Annotated in this window: 17 protein-coding genes and 1 other annotated feature (1 of these 18 cut by a window edge); of the genes, 4 read left to right on the top strand and 13 right to left on the bottom strand. The window is 37.7% G+C overall.

Annotated elements, in window-relative coordinates; translation table 11 throughout:
* The first annotated feature begins 309 nt into the window (after positions 1-309).
* Positions 310-1,950, top strand: coding sequence for a helix-turn-helix domain-containing protein (locus tag SPK86_RS11185; protein ID WP_330949376.1), 1,641 nt, complete (start codon positions 310-312; stop codon positions 1,948-1,950).
* A gap of 79 nt (positions 1,951-2,029) precedes the next feature.
* Here SPK86_RS11185 and arcC read toward each other — a convergent pair whose 3' ends face one another.
* The 6 genes from arcC to SPK86_RS11155 form a co-directional block, all read right to left on the bottom strand.
* Positions 2,030-2,968: a carbamate kinase gene (gene arcC / locus SPK86_RS11180; protein WP_284140870.1), complete on the bottom strand. Its 939-nt coding sequence runs from the start codon at positions 2,966-2,968 to the stop codon at positions 2,030-2,032.
* Positions 2,965-3,870, bottom strand: a complete 906-nt coding sequence (locus SPK86_RS11175; protein WP_330949407.1) for a DUF2877 domain-containing protein — start codon at positions 3,868-3,870, stop codon at positions 2,965-2,967. Before SPK86_RS11175 ends, arcC begins: the two co-directional genes overlap by 4 nt.
* A gap of 7 nt (positions 3,871-3,877) precedes the next feature.
* The gene (locus tag SPK86_RS11170; protein WP_284140869.1) at positions 3,878-5,137 is read right to left on the bottom strand and encodes a DUF1116 domain-containing protein; all 1,260 of its coding nucleotides are present in this window, start codon (positions 5,135-5,137) and stop codon (positions 3,878-3,880) included.
* Positions 5,138-5,183: 46 nt separating this feature from the next.
* The gene (gene fdrA / locus SPK86_RS11165; RefSeq protein WP_284140868.1) at positions 5,184-6,932 is read right to left on the bottom strand and encodes an acyl-CoA synthetase FdrA; all 1,749 of its coding nucleotides are present in this window, start codon (positions 6,930-6,932) and stop codon (positions 5,184-5,186) included.
* Between the two features lie 26 nt (positions 6,933-6,958).
* Positions 6,959-8,008 carry an ureidoglycolate dehydrogenase gene (allD, locus tag SPK86_RS11160; RefSeq protein ID WP_284140867.1) on the bottom strand — a complete coding sequence of 350 codons (1,050 nt, stop codon included), beginning with the start codon at positions 8,006-8,008 and terminating at the stop codon, positions 6,959-6,961.
* A 406-nt stretch (positions 8,009-8,414) separates the two neighbouring features.
* A complete protein-coding gene (locus tag SPK86_RS11155) occupies positions 8,415-10,070 on the bottom strand; it encodes a PucR family transcriptional regulator (protein WP_330949406.1) in 1,656 nt (551 codons plus the stop codon).
* 411 nt (positions 10,071-10,481) lie between these two features.
* On the opposite strand from SPK86_RS11155, the gene SPK86_RS11150 reads away from it, so the two are divergent.
* Positions 10,482-11,099 (top strand): RraA family protein, encoded by a 618-nt coding sequence (locus tag SPK86_RS11150; protein ID WP_330949375.1) that lies wholly within the window; start codon positions 10,482-10,484, stop codon positions 11,097-11,099.
* A 69-nt stretch (positions 11,100-11,168) separates the two neighbouring features.
* On the opposite strand, the gene SPK86_RS11145 is transcribed toward SPK86_RS11150, so the two are convergent.
* Together SPK86_RS11145 and SPK86_RS11140 are read right to left on the bottom strand one after the other, a co-directional pair.
* A complete protein-coding gene (locus SPK86_RS11145; protein ID WP_284140865.1) occupies positions 11,169-12,392 on the bottom strand; it encodes an amidohydrolase family protein in 1,224 nt (407 codons plus the stop codon).
* A gap of 37 nt (positions 12,393-12,429) precedes the next feature.
* Positions 12,430-13,797, bottom strand: coding sequence for a citrate transporter (locus tag SPK86_RS11140; RefSeq protein WP_284140864.1), 1,368 nt, complete (start codon positions 13,795-13,797; stop codon positions 12,430-12,432).
* Positions 13,798-14,503: 706 nt separating this feature from the next.
* On the opposite strand from SPK86_RS11140, the gene trhO reads away from it, so the two are divergent.
* The gene (gene trhO, locus SPK86_RS11135) at positions 14,504-15,478 is read left to right on the top strand and encodes an oxygen-dependent tRNA uridine(34) hydroxylase TrhO (protein WP_284140863.1); all 975 of its coding nucleotides are present in this window, start codon (positions 14,504-14,506) and stop codon (positions 15,476-15,478) included.
* Between the two features lie 171 nt (positions 15,479-15,649).
* A complete protein-coding gene (locus SPK86_RS11130) occupies positions 15,650-16,132 on the top strand; it encodes a glutathione peroxidase (RefSeq protein ID WP_330949374.1) in 483 nt (160 codons plus the stop codon).
* 32 nt (positions 16,133-16,164) lie between these two features.
* Here the strand turns inward: SPK86_RS11130 and SPK86_RS11125 are convergent, their stop codons facing one another.
* The 5 genes from SPK86_RS11125 to proS all read right to left on the bottom strand — a co-directional run bounded on the left by SPK86_RS11125 (position 16,165) and on the right by proS (position 21,166).
* The gene (locus SPK86_RS11125) at positions 16,165-16,884 is read right to left on the bottom strand and encodes an amino acid ABC transporter ATP-binding protein (RefSeq protein WP_330949373.1); all 720 of its coding nucleotides are present in this window, start codon (positions 16,882-16,884) and stop codon (positions 16,165-16,167) included.
* Positions 16,877-17,536 (bottom strand): amino acid ABC transporter permease, encoded by a 660-nt coding sequence (locus tag SPK86_RS11120; protein WP_284140860.1) that lies wholly within the window; start codon positions 17,534-17,536, stop codon positions 16,877-16,879. The genes SPK86_RS11125 and SPK86_RS11120 overlap by 8 nt, the downstream gene beginning before the upstream one ends.
* Positions 17,537-17,557: 21 nt before the next feature.
* Positions 17,558-18,334: a transporter substrate-binding domain-containing protein gene (locus SPK86_RS11115; protein ID WP_284140859.1), complete on the bottom strand. Its 777-nt coding sequence runs from the start codon at positions 18,332-18,334 to the stop codon at positions 17,558-17,560.
* Between the two features lie 14 nt (positions 18,335-18,348).
* Positions 18,349-19,506: a M20 family metallopeptidase gene (locus SPK86_RS11110; RefSeq protein ID WP_330949372.1), complete on the bottom strand. Its 1,158-nt coding sequence runs from the start codon at positions 19,504-19,506 to the stop codon at positions 18,349-18,351.
* Positions 19,507-19,726: 220 nt separating this feature from the next.
* Positions 19,727-21,166, bottom strand: a complete 1,440-nt coding sequence (gene proS / locus SPK86_RS11105) for a proline--tRNA ligase (RefSeq protein ID WP_284140857.1) — start codon at positions 21,164-21,166, stop codon at positions 19,727-19,729.
* Between the two features lie 72 nt (positions 21,167-21,238).
* Positions 21,239-21,275: a binding site (T-box leader), on the bottom strand; it runs 196 nt beyond the window's last position.

The following is a 21,275-nucleotide window of genomic DNA, read 5'->3' as shown; positions in this document are numbered from 1 at the left end:
TTTTACACCACTTGTTAAAGAGATCGTAAAGTATTGCTTAAATTTCAATTTCCTTTTGCATCTTTAACTTTACCTTTTTATGAAGAAAAATGCAAGTAAATATCCACTTATTTAATAATTTTTTTCAGAAATCCTTCTATAGTCCTATTTTTTTCCAATTTATCAATGACTAAAACTCAAAATATCATACAACAGTATATCTAAGTCAATTATGACTAACATAAGCAGTATGAATATTGTATAATAAGATGTATTCGAGTCAAAGTAATTTTTCTATGAAGTAATTTTTTTGAAAATGAGGAATATATCATGGCTAAAGTAATGCGAAATTTACTATCAATAAGTAACATCAACCTAACAATACTTGCAGGAGAAGATGGACTAGATCGGCCTGTAGAAACAATCGACTATTGGAATCCAAAATCTTCATTTACCGATAAACATGCAATCCTTTTATTACAGACGAGTGATAATAACCAACAGCCTATTGATTTGACGAAAGAAATTGTGCAATTAAATATGCTGGAATGTGCTGGATTAGTTATCCAATCAAATGAACGTATTTCACAAGATACATTGGAACGAGCAGATTCAATCGATTTCCCAATCATTTCATTACCAGACGCTGTTTCTATGCACGCAATTAAACAATATTTAATATCCGAGCTATGGGGAAGTAAGCTTGCTTTCACAGGAGATACGATTGCATTTCAAACTAGGTTAATGTCTTTTTTACGAAAAGAAACATGTATAAAGCTCATCATCGATGATTTGGCTGCGTTAATGAACAGCCCGATTTACTTATACAATCCATTTGGTAACTCTTCCTTTAGTGCACAATTTTCAAGTTCCGGCCTACTACCTGCTGTTTACGAAATCGAAAAAACCTTTCATGATGTCCAAGCAAATAATGCGCGTGCCAATCAGAGCTTCATTCGGAAACAACTAGATTGGAATAATCAGCCCGTAACATTGGAGCTTTGCCTTATCCATACAACACAACCACTTCCATACATGCTAGCAGTTGTGGATAGTAATGAGCAGGAATTCCAAATTTCAAGTTTTATACGCAGTATCCTTCATCAACTTCTTGTTGAAAAAGAAGCGGTTGAGCAACATGAACGGCTTAGCAAAAACAACTTTTTTACAGCTGTAGTGGATGGAAGCATTCGTACAAGAGAAGAAATTGTCTCTCGAGGCGACATATACGGTTTACTTGATGATCGCAAATATGCATGCATTGTATGCCAGGTGGATGCTGATAAAAAACAATCACCACACATCATTGAAAGTAACTTAAACCATTTAGCATATTATTTTTATGATTTATTTGGAAATGCATTGCATGCACATCATATCGAACATTTTATTTTTAGAAAAAATGCGTATTTTGTTACCGTATTACAATTTCCATTAAAGTTCAACCCGAAGCTTAAAGAAACCATTTTACAGTTAATTAATCAATTCCAAAGGAAGGTTGAACAGGAGTTGCAGCTTTCCATCTCCTTTGGCATTAGTAACTTTATTAATGATATAGCACATTTGTCAATTACATTTCGCGAGGCAGTCGATGCACTTCTTGCTGGATTATCACTAAATCAAAAACAATATGTTGGCTTTTATAAGCCAAAGGAACTAAAAGAATTATTAAAAATGATTCCTTCAGATAGCTTTCTTGATTTTTATGAGGAGACATTGCGCTCGCTTGCCTTCCCAAAATCAAAGGAAGAAACAGATCTTGTAAATACATTACATGTGTATCTTGATCAAAATTGTGAAATTACCGAAACCTCTAAACTGCTAGGGGTCCACCGTAATACCGTGAAATACCGTATTGCAAAATGTGAAGAGATATTACAATATAACATCCAAGAACCAGACTATTCATTAAGGCTTCGAACGGCCCTATTAATGAAGCACCTTTTCACAGATAAGCCACGGAACCATTAAACGCGAAAATGATTAGATACTCCATATTAATCCAAAAAAGGAGCTCCTCGACAAACTCGGGATGCTCCTTTTTCCTTTATTATTTTTTAATAGTAGTACCAGATTTTCCTTCTAGTGCTTCAGCTGCTTTAGCTAATGAACAGATAATTGCTTTTCCGCCGAATTCAGCAAATGCAAGTGCTCCTTCGACTTTAGGTCCCATACTTCCAGCAGAGAATTGTCCTTCTTCTACATACTTTTTAACCTCGTCAACAGACACTTGTTCAAGTGCTTTTTGATCTGGCTTACCATAGTTCACATATACATTATCTACATCTGTTAAGATCATAAAAACATCCGCATTTGCTTCTTGAGAAAGCTTCAATCCACTACGATCTTTATCAATTACCGCTTCAATTCCTTCAAAGGTACCGTTTTCTTTCTTTACTACTGGAATACCGCCACCACCAGATGCAATTACAATTGTGCCTGCATCTGTTAACGTTTTGATTACATCTGAACCGAGAATGGATGTAGGCATTGGTGATGGTACGACACGACGCCAACCACGACCAGCATCCTCAGCTACTACCCAGCCTTTTTCCTTTGCAAGACGATTCGCTTCTTCTTCACTATAGAAAATACCAATTGGCTTCGTTGGATTTTGGAATGCTGGATCTTCTGGAGATACAACCGTTTCTGTTAGCATACATACAACAGAATTATCTAATCCGAGTTCACGAAGCTCATTGCGTAACGTTTGCTCCATCATGTAGCCGATAAATCCTTGTGATTCTGCACTACAAACATCAAGTGGAAACGGAGGAACGACATCCTTTGCTTCTTCATTCTGGCGTAAAATGTTTCCGACTTGTGGACCATTACCGTGTGTAACAATAACTTCATAGCCTTGCTTTACGATTTGGGCAATGATTTTAGAGCATTTTGATACATTATCAAGCTGATTTTGATATGTTGCCTCTTGACCAGGCTGGAGAATAGCATTTCCACCTAAGGCAATTACTACTTTTTCTTTCATTCACTTTTCCTCCTAATCGCCAACATTCCAATTAATATACCGAACGCGGAATCTATTCCCGAGCTGTGTCCGACATTTACTAACTCATGAAAATGTTGTACTATTTTTTCGCTGTTAATTTCAGCTATATCATTAACCATATTTGCAATAACCGAGCTGTATTTACCTTGCAAAGCGCTTTCTAAGTAAGCTTTACTTACATCCGTTGTGACAGATGAAGTTTGCAATATTTTTTTCATTCCATCCATAAATGAAGAATGAAATGCATTTGAATATTGATTAATGGCAAGAACACCTACGAGTAAATCATCTCCTGAAGGAGTTAATCCACTCCCACGACCAAGAAAGTACCGAAGCGTTTGCTCAATAAAAATGGGGTCATCTGAGAAGACGGCATCCATTAATTGATAGAGCTTTCTAATCAACTCCTTGTCCTTGTCTGAAGTGTCTTGTACATAATCTTCTAAAAATTCGACAATGGATAGTTCTTCTATTCCAATTGTTTTATCTTCAAGCATTAATCGTTCAAGAAATAGGGAGAATGATGGAAAGTATTCCTTCGTCTTATCCTTTTTTTCAATTGGATAAAAGAATGCAGTTCCTTTACGTAAATCTAAGGTTAAGGTTTTATTCTCCTCTACAAAAAGTAACGAATCTTTTTCTATTTTAACATACGGTTGTTTATGAGCAATATACAGCAATTGCTGTATATCATCCTCACCTGTATGAATTCCAAACGGTAGACGACCATTTTTTAAACTTCCAATAAAGATCAATCCATCTCCTACTCGGATATTCAATCCGTTTTGAAAAATACTGTGAATAGAACCAGTCGTATCTTTTAAGAGTAGCAAAGGAATATCTTTATGATATTCCTTTGCTTCAATAATGCTTTCCATCATCACTTACTTAAATTAATCCTAATTTTTGAGCATATGCTTCAATCGCTTTTTCAAAGCAAGCTAATGGAGCACGTACGGTACCAGCACCAATCTGACCAACACCTGGTTCCTTATGTGCAATCCCAGTATTAATAACTGGCTCGATTCCTGTTTCTACTACTTTTCTAGCATCAATGCCAAGGCAGATTCCGTTGAAATCCCAAGTTGGAACCGTGAAGTTAGGGTTTTGATCAATACAAATTTCCATCATTTCATTACTTGTAGATAGTGCATCATCAAAGCCACCAGCGCCAACAAATCGAGTAACACCAGGAGCAGCGATCATTGCGAAACCACCTACACCGAAGGTTTCTGTAATAGCACTATCGCCAATGTCAGAGTTTGCATCTTCTTGCGTATAACCAGTGAAGAACAAGCCTTGTGGCGTATTAACTGGTGCTGTGAACCATTCATCACCCATACCACTAATGCGAATTCCGAAGTCTTTCCCGTTTCTACACATTGCTGTTACAACTGTACCTTCTTGAATTTTACGAGCACCGTCAAGTACAGCTTTTCCAGTTGCCATCATAATATTTAAGAAGAACTGATCTGTATCAGCTAGGAATTGCATAACATCCTTGCGATCATTTTCATCCATATCCACTTGAACGATTAATGGAGCAACTTCCTTCAAGAAAATTAGGGAAGCAGCAATATTACGTTGGTGGAATTCGTCACCCATTGTAATTGCTTTTGCAACCATTACATTAATGTTTAAGCCTGCTTCTGTTTTTTGAAGTGCTTTAGACAAAGTTGGTCCAAGTACATCCTTCATCCAATGTAAACGATCAATTACTTCTTTCGAGTAAGCACCAAAACGTAGCACCTTACCAATACCTTCGTTCATAATACAATATGCTTGGTTGTCTTCTGAGCGGTTTTCTACAACAAATACAGGCATATTACCTGTTGTAATTCCTCCCATTGGTCCAACTGCGTTAACATGGTGACATGGCATAAATTCCACTTCACCATTTGCAAGCATTTGTTTTGCTTCATCCTCTGTTTGTGCCCAGCCTTCAAATAAAGTAGCACCTACACAAGAGCCTTGCATTGGACCTGTCATGTCATCCCATTTAATCGGTGGTCCAGCATGAAGAATTACTTTTTCTTCTAATTCCTTAATAACAGACTTCGCAGGTACAACATCTGTTAAAAACGGTGCTGAACCAACAATCTTATCAAGAACTGCGCGGTTTGCTTCATCAATGGATTGGTATTTCATTGTTATCTCTCCCTCGATAATGTAGTTTTCGGTTTGTACAATCAAATTACTTCAATAAGCTTAAGATTTTTCTCATACGCTCATTTCCACCAGCGATTGGGCGCCAATCGTATTGAACAACGCGTCCACCATACTTCACGACGGAATCTGTGAATTTCTTTAAGCCGACATTAATAACAACTGGCTTCTGATTAATTAGTTGTTCAATTTGTGGTGAAATAGATAGATCCTCTTGACTCTTCTCTTCGGTATAATCAACGTGTTGCTTTGTAACATCATGAACATGAAGACCAAGAACACTTAATGCAGTACGAACAGCTTCGTTATTACTATCTCTTAAAATAACACCAGCTTGTGCAAGCTTTTCGCGTTGCTCTTTATAGCTTTGTGGATCTTGCTCTGTTCCACAAACCGTTGCTACAAAGTAAATGTTTCTACCTTGTTCTTCAAGGTTTGCCTTGATTTTTTGAATCGATGGTAGCAATGCACCAGCCATATCTTCATGAGAACCGTAGCCTAAAACAACATCAAATAAGATAACCGCTGTTGTTTCATCTGCTGCAGCTTTTTCCATGAATTTCACACGTGTATCTGGATCAATCATTGGGTGAGGCTTTCCTTGGGTATACACATCATCACCAAGATCCGCTACTTCATGACCATTTGCACGTAAAACAAAGCCTTCAGATGCTGCTTCTCCTTTTTTCAATTCTAACGCATCGGAAATAAGTGTTGCAGCTTCATATGCAAGTGTTCCACCAGAATAAAGTCCTTTAATAGTAGTTTGCTCTGGATTTAATTTCACATCGGTAACATCTTGATCAAATTTGCTGTAATCTTCTTTAATTTCATTTCCTCTTGCTAAATCAACCGCAATACGAGCTGTTTCTTCAAGAGTATATGCTTGATAAACATTTCCTTCATGCTGTGTTGGTTTTTCACCAAGGAAAATCGTAACAACTGGCTTCGACAAACTGTGAAGCAATTGAACAACGCGATCACGCACTTCTTTTGCTGGTGGCTTGGAAATAATCGTAATCACTTCTGTTTTACTATGATTTTCCAATGCACGGATACCATCCATCATTGTAATGGCACCGACTTTATCAGATAGGTCACGTCCACCTGTTCCTAGTGCGTGTACTACACCTTCTCCTAGTCGATCAATAATCGTAGTAACTTCTTGGATTCCTGTTCCAGATGCACCAACAATACCAATTTTTCCTTCTTTTACAACGTTCGTAAATGCAATTGGAATACTTGAAATGATACCTGTTCCGCAATCCGGTCCCATTACAAGTAAGCCTTTGTCATGTGCTTTTTGCTTTAGAGCTAACTCATCTTCGAAGGATACGTTATCACTAAACATAAACACGTTAAGTCCATTATCAAGTGCTTTATGTGCTTCGTCAGCTGCACTTTGACCTGGCACTGAAATAACTGCTAGATTGGCGTCTGGCATTTCTTTTAAAGCACGATCCCAAGTACGAACAGTTTCAAATTCGCTTCCTGTTTTACTGATCGCTTGGTTTTTTAAGTAATCATCAACAGCCTTTAACACTTCGTCGATTTTGTCTTCTGAATCTGTGTCAAGGACGATACACATATCATTTGCTGCTGCAGCTTCTAGTTCTTCTGTGTATAAACCAGCACCCTTAAAAATATCTTTGTTTGCAGGTGTACCCATCATGATTTGGATTTTATTAACCCCTTCAATAACAGACACTGCGTTTGTGAGGAGCATTAGGTTTACAGAATCTTGATAAGAATTCTTTTTAATAATTGTATGAAGCATTCCAATCACCTCTAATAAATTTTATATTATTTCGCAAATGGATCTTTATGATCATAAGCGTTGTTATGAACCACATCAGAAACTAAATACTCATAAATTTCATCTACAATTTCAATGCCATTCTCTTCACTGTTCTTTTCTCTTATCGCACTTCGCTGACCAGGATAATATACTTTATCAAAGCCTGGTGCTGGTGTGATATTGTTTAAATCTTCCATAGAAGCCGTTAAGCTATCTTTAAACCCATCAAGTCCAGTAAAGAACGCAGGGTTAATGACGATATGAAGCTGACCAAGATTACGATATGCTGTCAAATCCTCATACATGGAAGAAACATTACGACCAAATGGAAGGCCTAGTAATATGCCTGAAAGGATATCGACCATCATCATTAATCCATAGCCTTTTGGACCAGCAATTGGAAGTAATGCGTTTACAGAAAACGGATCGGTAGTTGGCATTCCTTCTTTATCTACTGCCCAAGAATCTGGAATTGTTTCTTGCTTGGATCTTGCGTGCAATATTTTGCCCCAAGCTTGAACTGTCGTAGCCATATCCATTGTAATAATTTCATTATTCTTTCCTTGAACTGCAAATGCTATTGGATTTGTACCATAGTAAGGCTCTGCCCCTCCAAACGGAACGACCATCGGATCTGATTGACATACTGAAATCCCAATCAAATCTTGTTCTGCAGCTTGTTGCACAAAATAAGATAATGCACCACTATGACTCATTCTGCGAACACCTACAGCAGCGATTCCATTAGCTTTTGCCATATGAATAGCTTCGTCCATCGCTTCTTTGGCTACAACGTGTCCAACACCATTGTCTCCGTCAAAAACAGCTGTAGATGGACCAGTTTTTTCAAACTGAAAGTTAGGGTTTGTATTAATGCCACCTTTCGCAATTCGCTCTGCATAATATTCCACTCGCATCGCGCCGTGGGAATGCACACCTCTTGCATCTGCATGCACGAGTACATCTGCCACGCCATCAGCATGATGCTCTTGAAGCCCTGCTCGGTGTAGCTTTGTCTTAATAAGCTCTTTCAGCTCCTGCTTCGTAACCTTCAAGAAATACATCTCCTTTCCACAATAAAGTGAAAGCTTGCAACATGAACGTTTCACACATAAATCCTAAAACAATTCATTCGCAAAAAATGATGGTTTAAGAATAAATGAACCGGAAAAAGTGATTACGCTAATCGTTTGTTCCAAGCATCCTTTCACTCATAAAGTAAACTGATACACATGAAACGCGTATCACTTTATCTATCACAAATTGTAAACCTTCACAAAGCAAATTACCATGTGTATAGTAGATAAAAATCGGTTAGTGTTTTATCTACTTTAGATAAAACTTATCCGATGTTTTGCAAATGCTGTTCACAAATCTTAAAACTTCATTAAATAAGGAAAAAAGCTAGTATTACTTTAACCGCGCATAAAAAAAATATCCCTTGGAATGGGATATTTTCATTTAGTAAGTATTTTTTTTATTTTCTTTTTCCAGTATATCTAAAATGCGCAACCCTACTTGGATAGAAAGCATCTCTTCAGAATCATCAAAATCTAACCCCGTAATCTCTTTTATCCGTTCTAAACGGTAGGTAATCGTTTTATAATGCACATAAAGTAATTTAGCTGCTTTTGCCGCATTTTGATTACATTGCAAAAATACTTTTAATGTCTCAATTAAATCATTCTTATGTGAATGCTGATAGGCTAACAGCTTTGTTAATGAATCTGGTATGAATTTTTTTAAGGCAGCTACATCCTCAAATTGATACAAGAGCCTGTATATTCCGAGTTCACTAAAGCTAACAATAAAATCTGAATGATTATATATTTGTCCTAATTCTAACGCGTCTTGAGCTTCATGGTAGCTTTTAGGTAGGTCAATGATGGACTTCGCAACATTGCCCAAGCCAATTTGGACATGATAGTCGGTTGTATTGGTGTGAAATTTCCGTACAATGTCTTGTGCTTTCGCTTTTATTTTTTCTAATTCACCTTTATTGCTTTCTGCCCCTGCATCTGTTTGCCAAAGCACAATGATAACATCGCTTCGACTGCGAATAATGGCACTTGGAAAAGCGTAATGAATCGCTTCACTTAAAAGCTGATAATACTTTTGCTGTTGCTTATGGTTGTTTTTATCGTGTGATACCCTGTTCTCTTCATCTTCTTTTGGTACATTTAAGTGGAATAAAACGACCGCATAACGCCCCTCTAATTTAAGATCAATAATATTTGCACGATTATATAGGTTTGTTAACGATTTAATTTTTCCTGATATCAAATCATCTACGATATCATTTTTAAATTTCTTTTCTACCTCTGCTACGGCAATTTGTTTTACCATTTCTAAAGATAGCGCTGTTGCAGCACTTTCAATTGCAATAAAATCAAATTCCGTAATCAGCTTATTTATTTCATTTACTACGAGGTTGATTTTAATATTATTTATCGTTTCAATAGGTACAACTATTTGTTGATATGTGCGTTCTGGTAAAGCAGGAAAAGTAACTAGCTTACGGTAGAGTGGAAATTTTGTTGATACTTCGGATTGGCTTTGGAGTGTTTCCAATTCTGAGAATGTCATCGTTACTTGATCAGATGCAACAATCGGACGAAAATCTCGGTCATAAACGACTACCGGATTCCCTAACAATTCATCTAGCGCTTCAATAATGCCTTCTATTCCTGAATCTGCAAGCGATAAACTTGTAAAACGATCGTGCACTTCAATAAAATACTTTAACTTCGTTACTTTATTATTAAGAAGCTCTTCCATGACCGGATACATCACATCAATAAAGGGCATATTAACTGGGATTTGAATAATTGGAATGTGATAAGTTCTGCCTGCTGTTAAAATGCTTGCAGGAATTTCATCAAAGACTTTTTGTATTTTAATGATGAGTGCACTTATTTTCTTTGTTGATAAGTGCTGCATCCAGTCAGAAATCTCATGGTCCGTATGGTTCCTTATTGGATACAAGCTCGTAATAAGAAGCTCTCCACCCTTTAACCACGTAGATATTTCTGGTGTGTCCAGTACCGTAATTCCCGAAACCTTATGCTGGTAGCCATCACTATCTCCTATATATCTTGCATCCTTCATAATCTCCATTTTCATTAAATCTCTGACGGTAAATTCTATATCAATCACCCCAATCCAAATTTGCTCTTTTTATTTTAGTATACATGAAATGAATAACACGAATTTTTTTGTATGTTGTATAAAAAGAGTTAATCGTAATATTCTAAGTAATGCTAATCTTTTCTTTTCGAATAGCACTTATTTAGATTACCACAAATCCGATAGATTGCGATAAGACAACAATCAAATTTAGTTGGTAGTATTAGGATATTATACATCGTAAACCTCTAAAAACGTTTTATCTTATGCTATATGAAAGAACATTTCAACGCTTTGACACATTTGTTATTCATTTTTTCTATGTTTGCCTTTCCTGTCTTGACGTCTTGAACCAAAGCGTGGTTTCATTTAATAAACGTTATACGTAAAGGAGACATACTGATGACTGAATCTATTTTAAAGCAATTTGAATCCGTTCCAACCACATGTATATCTGATGCAACAAAAGGCTTGTATAATCTTGATTCTGACATTAAGCCATTACACGATGACTATAAGCTTGTTGGTCGTGCATTCACGGTAAAAATACCTGTTGGCGATAACTTAGCAGTTTTAAAAGCAATTAATGGAGCAAAGAAGGACGATGTGTTAGTTATCGATGCAAAGGGCGATACGTATCGTGCAGTCGCAGGCGATTTATATCTTGGAATGGCACAAAAGCTAGGAATTAAAGGGGTTGTAGCAGATGGTGTGATTCGTGATAAAGCGGCTGTGCGCGCATTAAACTTCCCTGTGTTTTGCAAAGGTACAACAGTTGCTGCTAGTAATAAAATTGGTGTCGGCGAATTAAATCAGCCGATTTCTTGTGGGGGTATGCCAATTAAACCCGGCGATATTATTGTAGGCGATGCAGATGGTGTTGTTGTTGTCCCACAAGAGCAAGAAAAACAAATATTAGCCAAAGCTTTGAAAAAGCTAGAACATGATCAAAAGCTAGAACAAGAAGTGCTCGGAAATATCGAGTCAATTCGCACGTTTCTTCACGACATACTAAAATAAACAGAGGCTTTTTGCAACGTTAACAAAAAACGGCTCCATTTATGCAGGAGCCGTTTTTGCATTGAAATATTAGCGATAAACATGCACTGTTTTTTCTGTTTCAACGGTGATTTTCCCATCTTTTACTACAAACAATCTTGTAGGAAGATCAATTACCGCATTTGTTACTGATTCTGTATCTAGGAGTACAACATTTGCTGCTTTTCCTACTTCGATACCATAATCTGTTAATCCAAGCGCTTTAGCAGGATTTGTTGTTAGCATTGGCAATACGGTTGGAAGATCTGCTGCTCCACCTAAGTGAGCAGTTGGAATTGCAAGCATTGCTGTTTGCAGTAAATCTCCTGTTCCATAAGGAGTGAACGCATTCCGAATATTATTCGTTGCGATACACATATTGACCCCACCGTCTCGAAGCGCACGAATTGGTGTTAATGCACGGCGAACATTAAATTCATCTCTACGACCACCAAGATGCAGGTCTGTAGCAGGTAAGCTCATGACACTAATTTGTGCCTTAGCCATCTTTTCAATAATGGGCTCTAGACGTTCCTTTGGAAGTGCGCCTAGGCTCGTTAAATGACCTACAGAAACGCGTCCTTGGTAGCCTTCTGCAATTGTTTTATCACAAAGATATTCAATCGTCATGCCTTCTGCATCATCTTTAAAATCCTGATGAAAATCAATTGGCTTGTCATATTTCTTCGCAATTTCAAAAACTAAATCAATATGCTTATCCGCAGGTGTATCATTATATGGAATACCTCCAACAACATCCGCATTCGCATCCATTGCTTGGTACATCATTTCTTCTGTACCTGGCGCCTTATAAATTCCTTCCTGTGGAAAAGCTACAACCTGAATATCTACAAGGTTCTTGTATTTCTCTTTCAGACCCATGACAACATCAAATCCAGTGAATCCTTGCGATGGATCAAATTCTGAATGGGTACGTACATGTGTTGTTCCATGTTTAATAAGCATTTCTAATGTACGTTCTGCACGATCCACAATGTCTTCTTTCGTGAAGGTTGGTTTTAGTTCAGCAGTTACACTTAATGCTTCTTGTAGTGTACCAGACTTGTTTGGAAGTCGATCAGCAATTAACGCCTTGTCTAAGTGAATATGGCTTTCCACAAGCCCTGGGATTAATACTTTTCCATTCGCTTCGATAACACGCGCTGCCTCTGCATCGATCTGTGCTTCAATTGCAACAATCTTACCATCCTTAATTGCAATATCTTTAAGTGGTGCATCATCTTCCAATCTTGCTTGTCTAATTAAAATATCCATCTAAAATCCCCTCCAACATTCGTTTTTAATTTTAAACTTATCCTAAGAAGAATGCGATTACTAAAAGTAATGCCATTGCCATTCCAACCCATTTTCCGTTTCCTTTTACAACTTGAATAATCGGAATTTGGAAACCAGCTGATAATGCTTGCATCGTAATATTAACAAAGCTTAATTGACTACCTAATCCAACACCCATTGCTACGAATCCTAAGGCAACTGGTGAGAAATTTAACGAAACAGCAACCGGCAATACAAGACCAAGAATTGATCCTACATAAGCACCGGCAGGAATACCTACTAGAATACCCGCTAAAACAGCTGCAGGAACAACTAAAGCAGCAGGTGCGGCTTCTGCCAAGCTGGCAATTACTTGAAACGCTCCTGTGTCACCAATGATATTGATGAAGGATAAGAAAATACCTACTGCAAATAAACGAGTAAGAATATAAGTTGAACCATCAACGACTGCTTCCATTGATTCATTCAGGTTAAACTTTGTACATACATAGATTAAAGCAACGGTAACAACTGTATATACGAGCGGATTAATTAATCCAAAGCCAATTGCTTTATTTACAAATGGTCCAAGAATTACAGCAGCAAGCATAAAAATTGCTGGAATCGTAATCTTAAACAATTGGCCATTATTTAAATTAGCAAATTCACTATTTTCTTCACCTTTAAATACAACTTTACGTTTTTTAGCTCCATAGAATCCTAATATTACGGATAGAACAACAAAAATTAGGGTGAAAATGCGCATCTCTGCTACATAATCTGCAACTGGAATTCCAGAAAGCTTTGATACGATTCCAGATTCAAGCGAAGCAGGTGATGTCGTAAAGGAAACAGCGGTTGCGATAGACATTGCTGCGATAAGTTCAGGAATAGCCCCTACTGCAGCAAAGGCCAATGGCGCAATAACCATTGCACTTCCGCCACCAATACCAGACATATACGTAGCTGCCGCTTGCAAAATAACGATAAATGCAGCCATGTACTCTCCTTTATTTCCTATTTTACGTCTTACTAGTGCAAGTGCTGCAGTGTAACCACCTGATTTAAATACAGCCATCGCGATTGCCGAGTTAATAATCGGAACAGTAATAGATAGCATGCCAGGGATTGTAGATAAGAATTGTTCATTTGCCTGCGCTAATCCAATACCACCAATTAGCATTGCCAATGTACCACCAACAAAACCGGCAGCTAACATATCTACCTTCAAGAATAATAACGTTAAAATAACGATTAACGGAACAATTACCAAAACAGCATAAAACCCTGTTGGTGTTTGAATTTCTGCAGTTGCTTCTGCAGCAAATACTTGAAAGCCTGAAATAAGCATAAACAATAATGCTGCAATGACAGAAAATACATTTCTTTTCTTATTTTTCATCATCGTTTCCTCCATATCATTTAATATTTTTTAATTGCTGTGTTTTAGAGGTACTGCGTGAGAAAGGAACACCTTCCTATTAATGGATAACCATCCTTTATAAATTACCCAAGCCTTTACATTTAATTCGAAAATAAGTGCAGAGAATAGTTACAGGCTTGGAGATGTGCGATCTACGATGTATAGAATGTCTATCAATCCACTATTCACAGAAACGCTATAAACTCTGAAATCAAAATGCCTCGATTTGGCATGTCCTTATAAGCAGCCCCCCGTTCGTTTGTACAAGTTAATTATATTAATCGTTCGTATGTAATGTCTTTATACTTTGCCTGCGAAATTTCACGTTAAATATTGTCATCATTAGATAAATAATCGCTCTTACTCACATAAAAAAATAATAAAAACATTAAATCATGTTCTTTTTGTGAAATAATTCACATTATGTTCATTTTGTTTAAATTAGAAGCGGGCAATTGTAGTCTGCTTATATACATTTAATGGAAATCAACTAACTAGTTAAAGGGAGAAGATACCAACGATATCAGAACTTGCCCCTTAACGGTTGCAGGCTTTAATGTTTAGCGGATAGAAATTTTACTTTGAAATTACGCATAAAGGTTGTTATAATAACCTTTATGCAAGAATGATTTACAAATAAACCCCACACATTTGTATCTTGCAAATATAAATGATAGGTGGAAAAAAGATGGAGAACAAGAAAGAATATCGTGTGTTACTTTACTACCATTATGTAACGATTGAGGATCCAGAAGCATTTGCTGCTGAGCATCTTCAATTTTGTAAGGAAACGGGTTTAAAAGGCCGTATTCTGGTAGCACATGAAGGAATCAATGGGACGGTTTCGGGTACAATCGAGCAGACGGATGCGTATATGGAAATGATGCATAACGATCCACGCTTCAAGGAAATGGTATTTAAAATGGATCTTCATGAAGGCCATGCTTTCAAAAAAATGCACGTTCGTCCACGAAAAGAATTAGTAACACTTCGTTTAGAAGATGATATTAATCCGAAAGAAATCACTGGAAATTATTTAGAGCCCAAAGCGTTCTTTGAAGCGATGCAGGATGAAAATACCATTGTCATCGATGCCCGCAATGATTACGAATATGATCTTGGTCATTTCCGTGGTGCTGTTCGCCCAGACATCCATACATTCCGCGAATTACCAGATTGGATAAGAGAAAATAAAGAGTTGCTTGAAGGTAAACGCATTTTAACGTATTGTACTGGTGGAATACGCTGTGAAAAGTTTTCCGGTTGGTTAAAACGCGAGGGCTTTGATGAAGTAAATCAGCTGCATGGCGGAATCGTTACGTATGGGAAGGATCCTGAAGTTCAAGGAGAGCTTTGGGATGGAAAATGCTATGTTTTTGATGAGCGTATCTCTGTTCCCGTTAACCAAAAGGAACATGTAATTGTTGGGGTAGATTATTTTGATGGCACACCGTGTGAACGCTATGTTAACTGTGCTAACCCAGAATGTAACAAACAAATTCTTTGCTCAGAGGAAAATGAGCATAAATATATGCGTGGCTGTACACATGAATGCCGTGTAACTCCTCGCAATCTTTATGTAAAAGAACACAACTTAACAGATGAAGAAATTCAACAACGACTTGATTCGATTGAACAAGAAACTACACAAGCAGCAATCTAACTAAAATCCAGATGTCTTCTCTTGGAAGACATCTGGATTTGTTTTTTTATGTGTGTCCCACATAAATTTGTATTTTCTTTTTTGGATAACTAGCAGCTTATATAACGAAGCATTATGCTTTGACGTGTATCCGCTACTTCGCTATCATACGGTTAAGAGGAGATGATCAAAATGGGGTTATACGATTATTCCGTAACAACGATTACTGGAGAAGAAAAATCCTTAAAGGATTATCAAGGCAATGTACTGCTTATTGTGAATACTGCAAGTAAATGTGGCTTTACCCCGCAGTTTGAAGGATTGCAAGCATTACATGAGGAATTTAGTGATGCGGGCTTAACCATTCTCGGATTTCCTTGCAACCAATTCGCTAATCAGGATCCAGGCACGGATGAGGAAATTGCCCAATTTTGCGAGAAAAATTATGGTGTATCATTTCCAATGTTTCGCAAAGTTGATGTAAAAGGTGAGAACGCCCATCCTTTGTTTCAGTATTTAACAAAGGAAACAAAAGGAATGCTTACCAATCAAATTAAATGGAACTTTACAAAATTCCTTATTGGACGTAATGGGGAAATCTTGGATCGATTTGCTCCACAAACAAAACCAGAAAAACTCAAAGCTTCGATAGAAGAAGCATTAAAAAACACGTAGTTAGTTAGCTACGTGTTTTTATTTCGTTTAGACTACAATATTTTCTCTAAAAATGCTTGGGCACGCTCGGTATTTGGGTGGGTAAAAAAGGAATCTGGCTTTTCATCTTCCATTAATTGTCCTTCATCTAAAAACAAGATACGATCTGCTACCTCACGAGCAAACCCCATCTCATGAGTTACAATCACCATTGTCATTCCGGTATTGGCAAGATCCTTCATGACGTCTAGTACCTCTTTTACCATTTCTGGATCAAGCGCAGATGTTGGTTCGTCAAATAACATAATTTCGGGTTCCATTGCCAATGCACGAGCAATTGCTACACGTTGTTTTTGTCCTCCTGATAATCGATTCGGAAAGGTTTCTGCTTTCTCACTTAATCCAACCTTTTTCAACAACTCCAATGCATTTTCTTTCGCTTCACTTTCACTAATCTTCTTCACGGTTTGCGGTGCATACGTTATATTTTTCAACACGGTCATATGCGGAAATAAATGAAAATGCTGGAACACCATCCCAATGTTTTTGCGGATAAGCGCCTTATTCTTCTCCTGTGCAATTTCTTTTCCATTTATCCATATTTCTCCGGAGGATGGCTGCTCTAACTGGTTTAAGCAGCGAAGAAATGTTGATTTTCCTGATCCAGAAGGACCGATAATTGCTACTACCTCGCCCCGATTTATCGAAGTAGAAATATTATTTAATACAGTTGTTTTTCCAAACTTTTTTGTTAAATTATTTACGTTAATCACTGTAACGAAGCCTCCGTTCTACAACCTTACCGATTTGTGTTAAGACGAACACCATGACCCAATAAATAAGCCCCGCAAATAGCAACGGTTCAAAATTCCGATAAATGTCGGCACCAACAATTTGCGCACGACGCATCAGATCAAGGTATCCGATAACAGAAACAATGGCAGATTCCTTCGTTAATGTAATAAATTCATTCATCAATGCAGGCAGGATATTTTTTATTGCCTGTGGGAGAATGATATGCATCATCATGTCTTTATACGGAACACCAAGTGCTTCCGCGGCCTCTGTTTGTCCGCGATCTACTGCCATAATACCTGCGCGAATAATTTCAGACACATATGCTGCAGAATTTAAACCAAATGCAAGGACAGCGGATAAAAATGCCGAAATGTCATAGCCAGTTAATTGTGGAACTGCAAAGTAAATAATCATTAATTGCAAGATAAGTGGCGTACCTCTAAAAATAGAAGTATACGCATCGGCAAAGCCTTTTAGAAAAGGCAGCTTCGTAATCTTGCACAATGCGAGTAGTGTACCAAGAATAAAACCAACCAATATCGAAACACTTACAAACTTTAACGTTACCCATATTCCTTCTAACATAAAAGGAATATAAGGCACGATTTGGCTAAAGTCCAAATTCATGCCTCACACCTCACCTTTCGTTTATATCTGATCTTCTGTAAGCCACTTTTTCTTTAATGCATCGATGGTGCCATCTTTTTCAAATTTATCAAGGATGTTATTTACTTTCTCTACTAAATCACTGCCCTTTGGAAAGGCAACTCCCATGCCAGGTGAACTTGTTGTGGGATCATCAAATCCTTTCAGACCTTGTGAATCGATATATCCTTTTGCAACGGTTTTATCCATGTAAGCAACATCAATGCGATTCGATTGCAGCTCTTGAATTAAAACACTAGCATTATCAACCTTCTTAACTTGAAATCCATATTCCTCTGCAAGCTTGTCTGCTCCTTCTTCTTGAATCGTACCAAGCTGAACACCTACTGTTTTTCCTTTTAAGGCTGTTAAATCAGATGCAAACTGATCCGCTTTACTTATGAACATCTCTCCTGAACGATTGTATTCCTTGGAGAAATCCACATTCTTTTTCCGCTTTTCATCCGCACTCATTCCAGCTAATACCATATCCACACGCTTAGATTGCAGCGCTCCTACTAATCCATCAAACTTCATATCTTCAATTTCTAGCTTATAACCTAGTTCATCGGCAATCGCCTGTGCTAAATCAATATCAAAGCCTTCAAAATTCCCTTCCTTATCACGTGATTCGAATGGAGGAAAATCAGCAGAGGTCGCCATTTTCAACACTTTTTCTTCTCCTTGTTCACCTTTCTTCGATTGTTCTGATGATCCACACGCAGTTAACAAACTAACAAATAAAATAAATAAAATTCCAGTTATCATTGATTTTTTCATTTTCTTCTCTCCCTTTACTTTCTATGAAACTCATCTTTTACTTTTTGTAATAATGCACGATCCGATAATAGGTCATAGCCGGTATAAGCTAAAGCTAAAGCACCATCAACGAGGGTGCGGTGTCCTTCATCCGTAATTGTTTGATTTGCAAATGCTGTCGTATGGGCAACCAACCCTGGTTGGTTCATTCCAATATAAGGGTGAATTGCTGGGGCAACATGGCTCACATTTCCCATATCGATTGAGCCTGACCCCATTTTTGCTGCTTCAATTGGATAAGGACTTATCATTTCTAAGTTCGCAGTAAATGCATGTGACAATGCTTCATTTGTTACCATATTGTCATAGCTTAATTCATAGTTTGAGATTTCTAGCTTTGAACCGGTCATCAATGCTGCACCATTTGCAATAGCCTTTACCTTTGCAACTATTTCATCTAATAACACGCGTTCCTTCGCGCGAATATAAAACTGTGCAACAGCATAATCTGGGACGACATTTGCAGCTTTTCCTCCTTCAGCAATGATTCCGTGCATCCGTACATCTGATGGCACATGCTCCCGTAATGCATTGATGCCATTAAATAATTGAATCACACTATCCAGTGCATTAATTCCTTTTTCTGGTGAAGCAGCAGCATGTGCGGACTTTCCTGTATAGGCGAATTGGATCGCATCCATCGCCAACGATTCTCCGCTTTGGTAGGATTGATCACTTGGATGCAGAATCATTGCCGCATCAATGCCTTTAAAAATGCCTTTCTCACTCATTGGCACCTTTGCACCATTTGTTTCTTCAGCAGGTGTTCCAAAGACAATGACAGTGCCTCCAACTTCCTCCAGCACTTTACTTAGCGTAACAGCTGCCCCAACACTCATCGTTCCAATTAAGTTATGACCACATCCATGTCCAACACCTGGAAGTGCATCGTACTCTGCTAAATAGGCTATCGTCGGTCCTGCCTTTGGACTTTTATACACTGCTTGAAAAGCTGTCGGCCGATCAACAATTCCTTTATCGATATGAAATCCATGTGCTTGGAGATAATCCGTGAGCAATTGCATTGATGCATACTCTTCATCTCCTAGCTCTGGATTTGCATATAAATGATCACTCATCTCGATCAATGCTTCTTTTATGTTTTCTAGTTCTGTTTTTAGCTTTGTTTTCATTTTTATTCACCTGCATGTATTTTTATAAGTTATTATGTATATTTATACCATGATATACAATAAAAATGCAACTACTTTTTAAAATTAATTGCCGTTTTTCTTTTTTTGCGCAAAAATAAAAAGCCCTTTCCGGACTTTTTATTCGCATGAATGATGGTTCCGCTTCGGAAAAACATCATCTTATTTCTATTGTGGAAAAACCAAGCAACAACTTGAACGATTAATAAGCTTTTGCCCAGTAAACCATTTCTTTTGCTTGCTTGCCACAGCAAACACAAGTTTCAGATACACGTTCTTGCTCGAAAGGAATACAACGAGAGGTAGCCGATGTATCCTCTTTAATTTTCTCTTCACAAGCAAGATCTCCACACCACATTGCTTTAATAAATCCGCCTTTTTCTTCTAACACAGAAGAAAACTCATCCATTGTTGTAGCAACGGAAGTCATCTCTTGACGATGGGCCAATGCTTTATCATACATATTTTGTTGGATTTCTTCTAATAATTTTGGTAATCGACTTTCTAATTCCGTTAATGGAACAAATTCCTTATCTCCCGTATCTCTGCGTACAAGAACTACTTGTTCCTTCTCTATATCCTTTGGTCCCATTTCAATACGAACAGGAATCCCTTTCATTTCATACTCATTAAATTTCCAGCCAGGCATTTTGTCTGTTGCATCGATATCTACACGGACATGCTGTTTTAACGCATCCTTTAATGCATATGCTTTATCAAGCACACCTTCCTTATGCTGTGCAATCGGAACAATAATTGCTTGAGTTGGGGCAATTTTTGGTGGTAAAACTAACCCACGATTATCTCCATGCACCATGATCAATGCGCCCATAATTCGCGTAGATACACCCCACGATGTTTGATGAACAAGCTGTTGATCGCCATTTTTATCAAGATATCGGATATCAAATGCCTTCGCAAAACCTGTTCCTAAGTAATGGGAGGTTCCCGATTGTAATGCCTTTCCATCGTGCATTAAGCTTTCAATCGTTAATGTGTACTCTGCCCCAGCAAATTTTTCTTTTTCAGTTTTTTGCCCTTGTAGTACAGGAATTGCCAGGTAGTTTTCGCATACATCCGCATAGACTCCAAGCATTTTATTCGTTTCTTCTTGAGCTTCTTCACGTGTAGCGTGACACGTATGTCCTTCCTGCCATAAAAATTCAGAAGAGCGTAAAAATGGTCGCGTCGTTTTTTCCCAGCGTACGACATTTGCCCATTGATTATAAAGCATTGGAAGATCACGATATGAATGAATATTCTTTGCATAATATTCACCAAAAAGCACTTCCGATGTTGGACGAACAACAAGTCGTTCCTGAAGTTCTTCGTCACCTCCGTGGGTTACCCACGCTACTTCTGGAGCAAAGCCTTCGATGTGATCCTTTTCCTTTTGTAATAGGCTCTCTGGAATAAATAAAGGAAAATAAACATTGGAATGTCCTGTTTCCTTAAACTGACGATCAAATTCATCGCGAATATTTTCCCAGATTGCAAAGCCATATGGTTTAATAATCATTGTTCCACGAACAGAGCCATAATCAACGAGCTCTGATTGCTTTACCACGTCAGTATACCATTGGGCAAAGTCGTCCTCCATTGCCGTTACTTTTTCTACAAATTGCTTGTTCTTTTTTCCCATCTTTAGCACCTCAATATAATATTTATTTCATCTCTCATTACACGCTTTTGCATACAAAAAAACCCCCATCCTGTAAGGGACCGAGGATTGGTGGTACCACCCTTGTTTG

The sequence above is a fragment of the Virgibacillus sp. MG-45 genome, assembly GCF_036409425.1.
Taxonomy (GTDB): Bacteria; Bacillota; Bacilli; order Bacillales; family Amphibacillaceae; genus LDC-1.
This window is presented reverse-complemented; position numbering and strand designations above follow the sequence as displayed.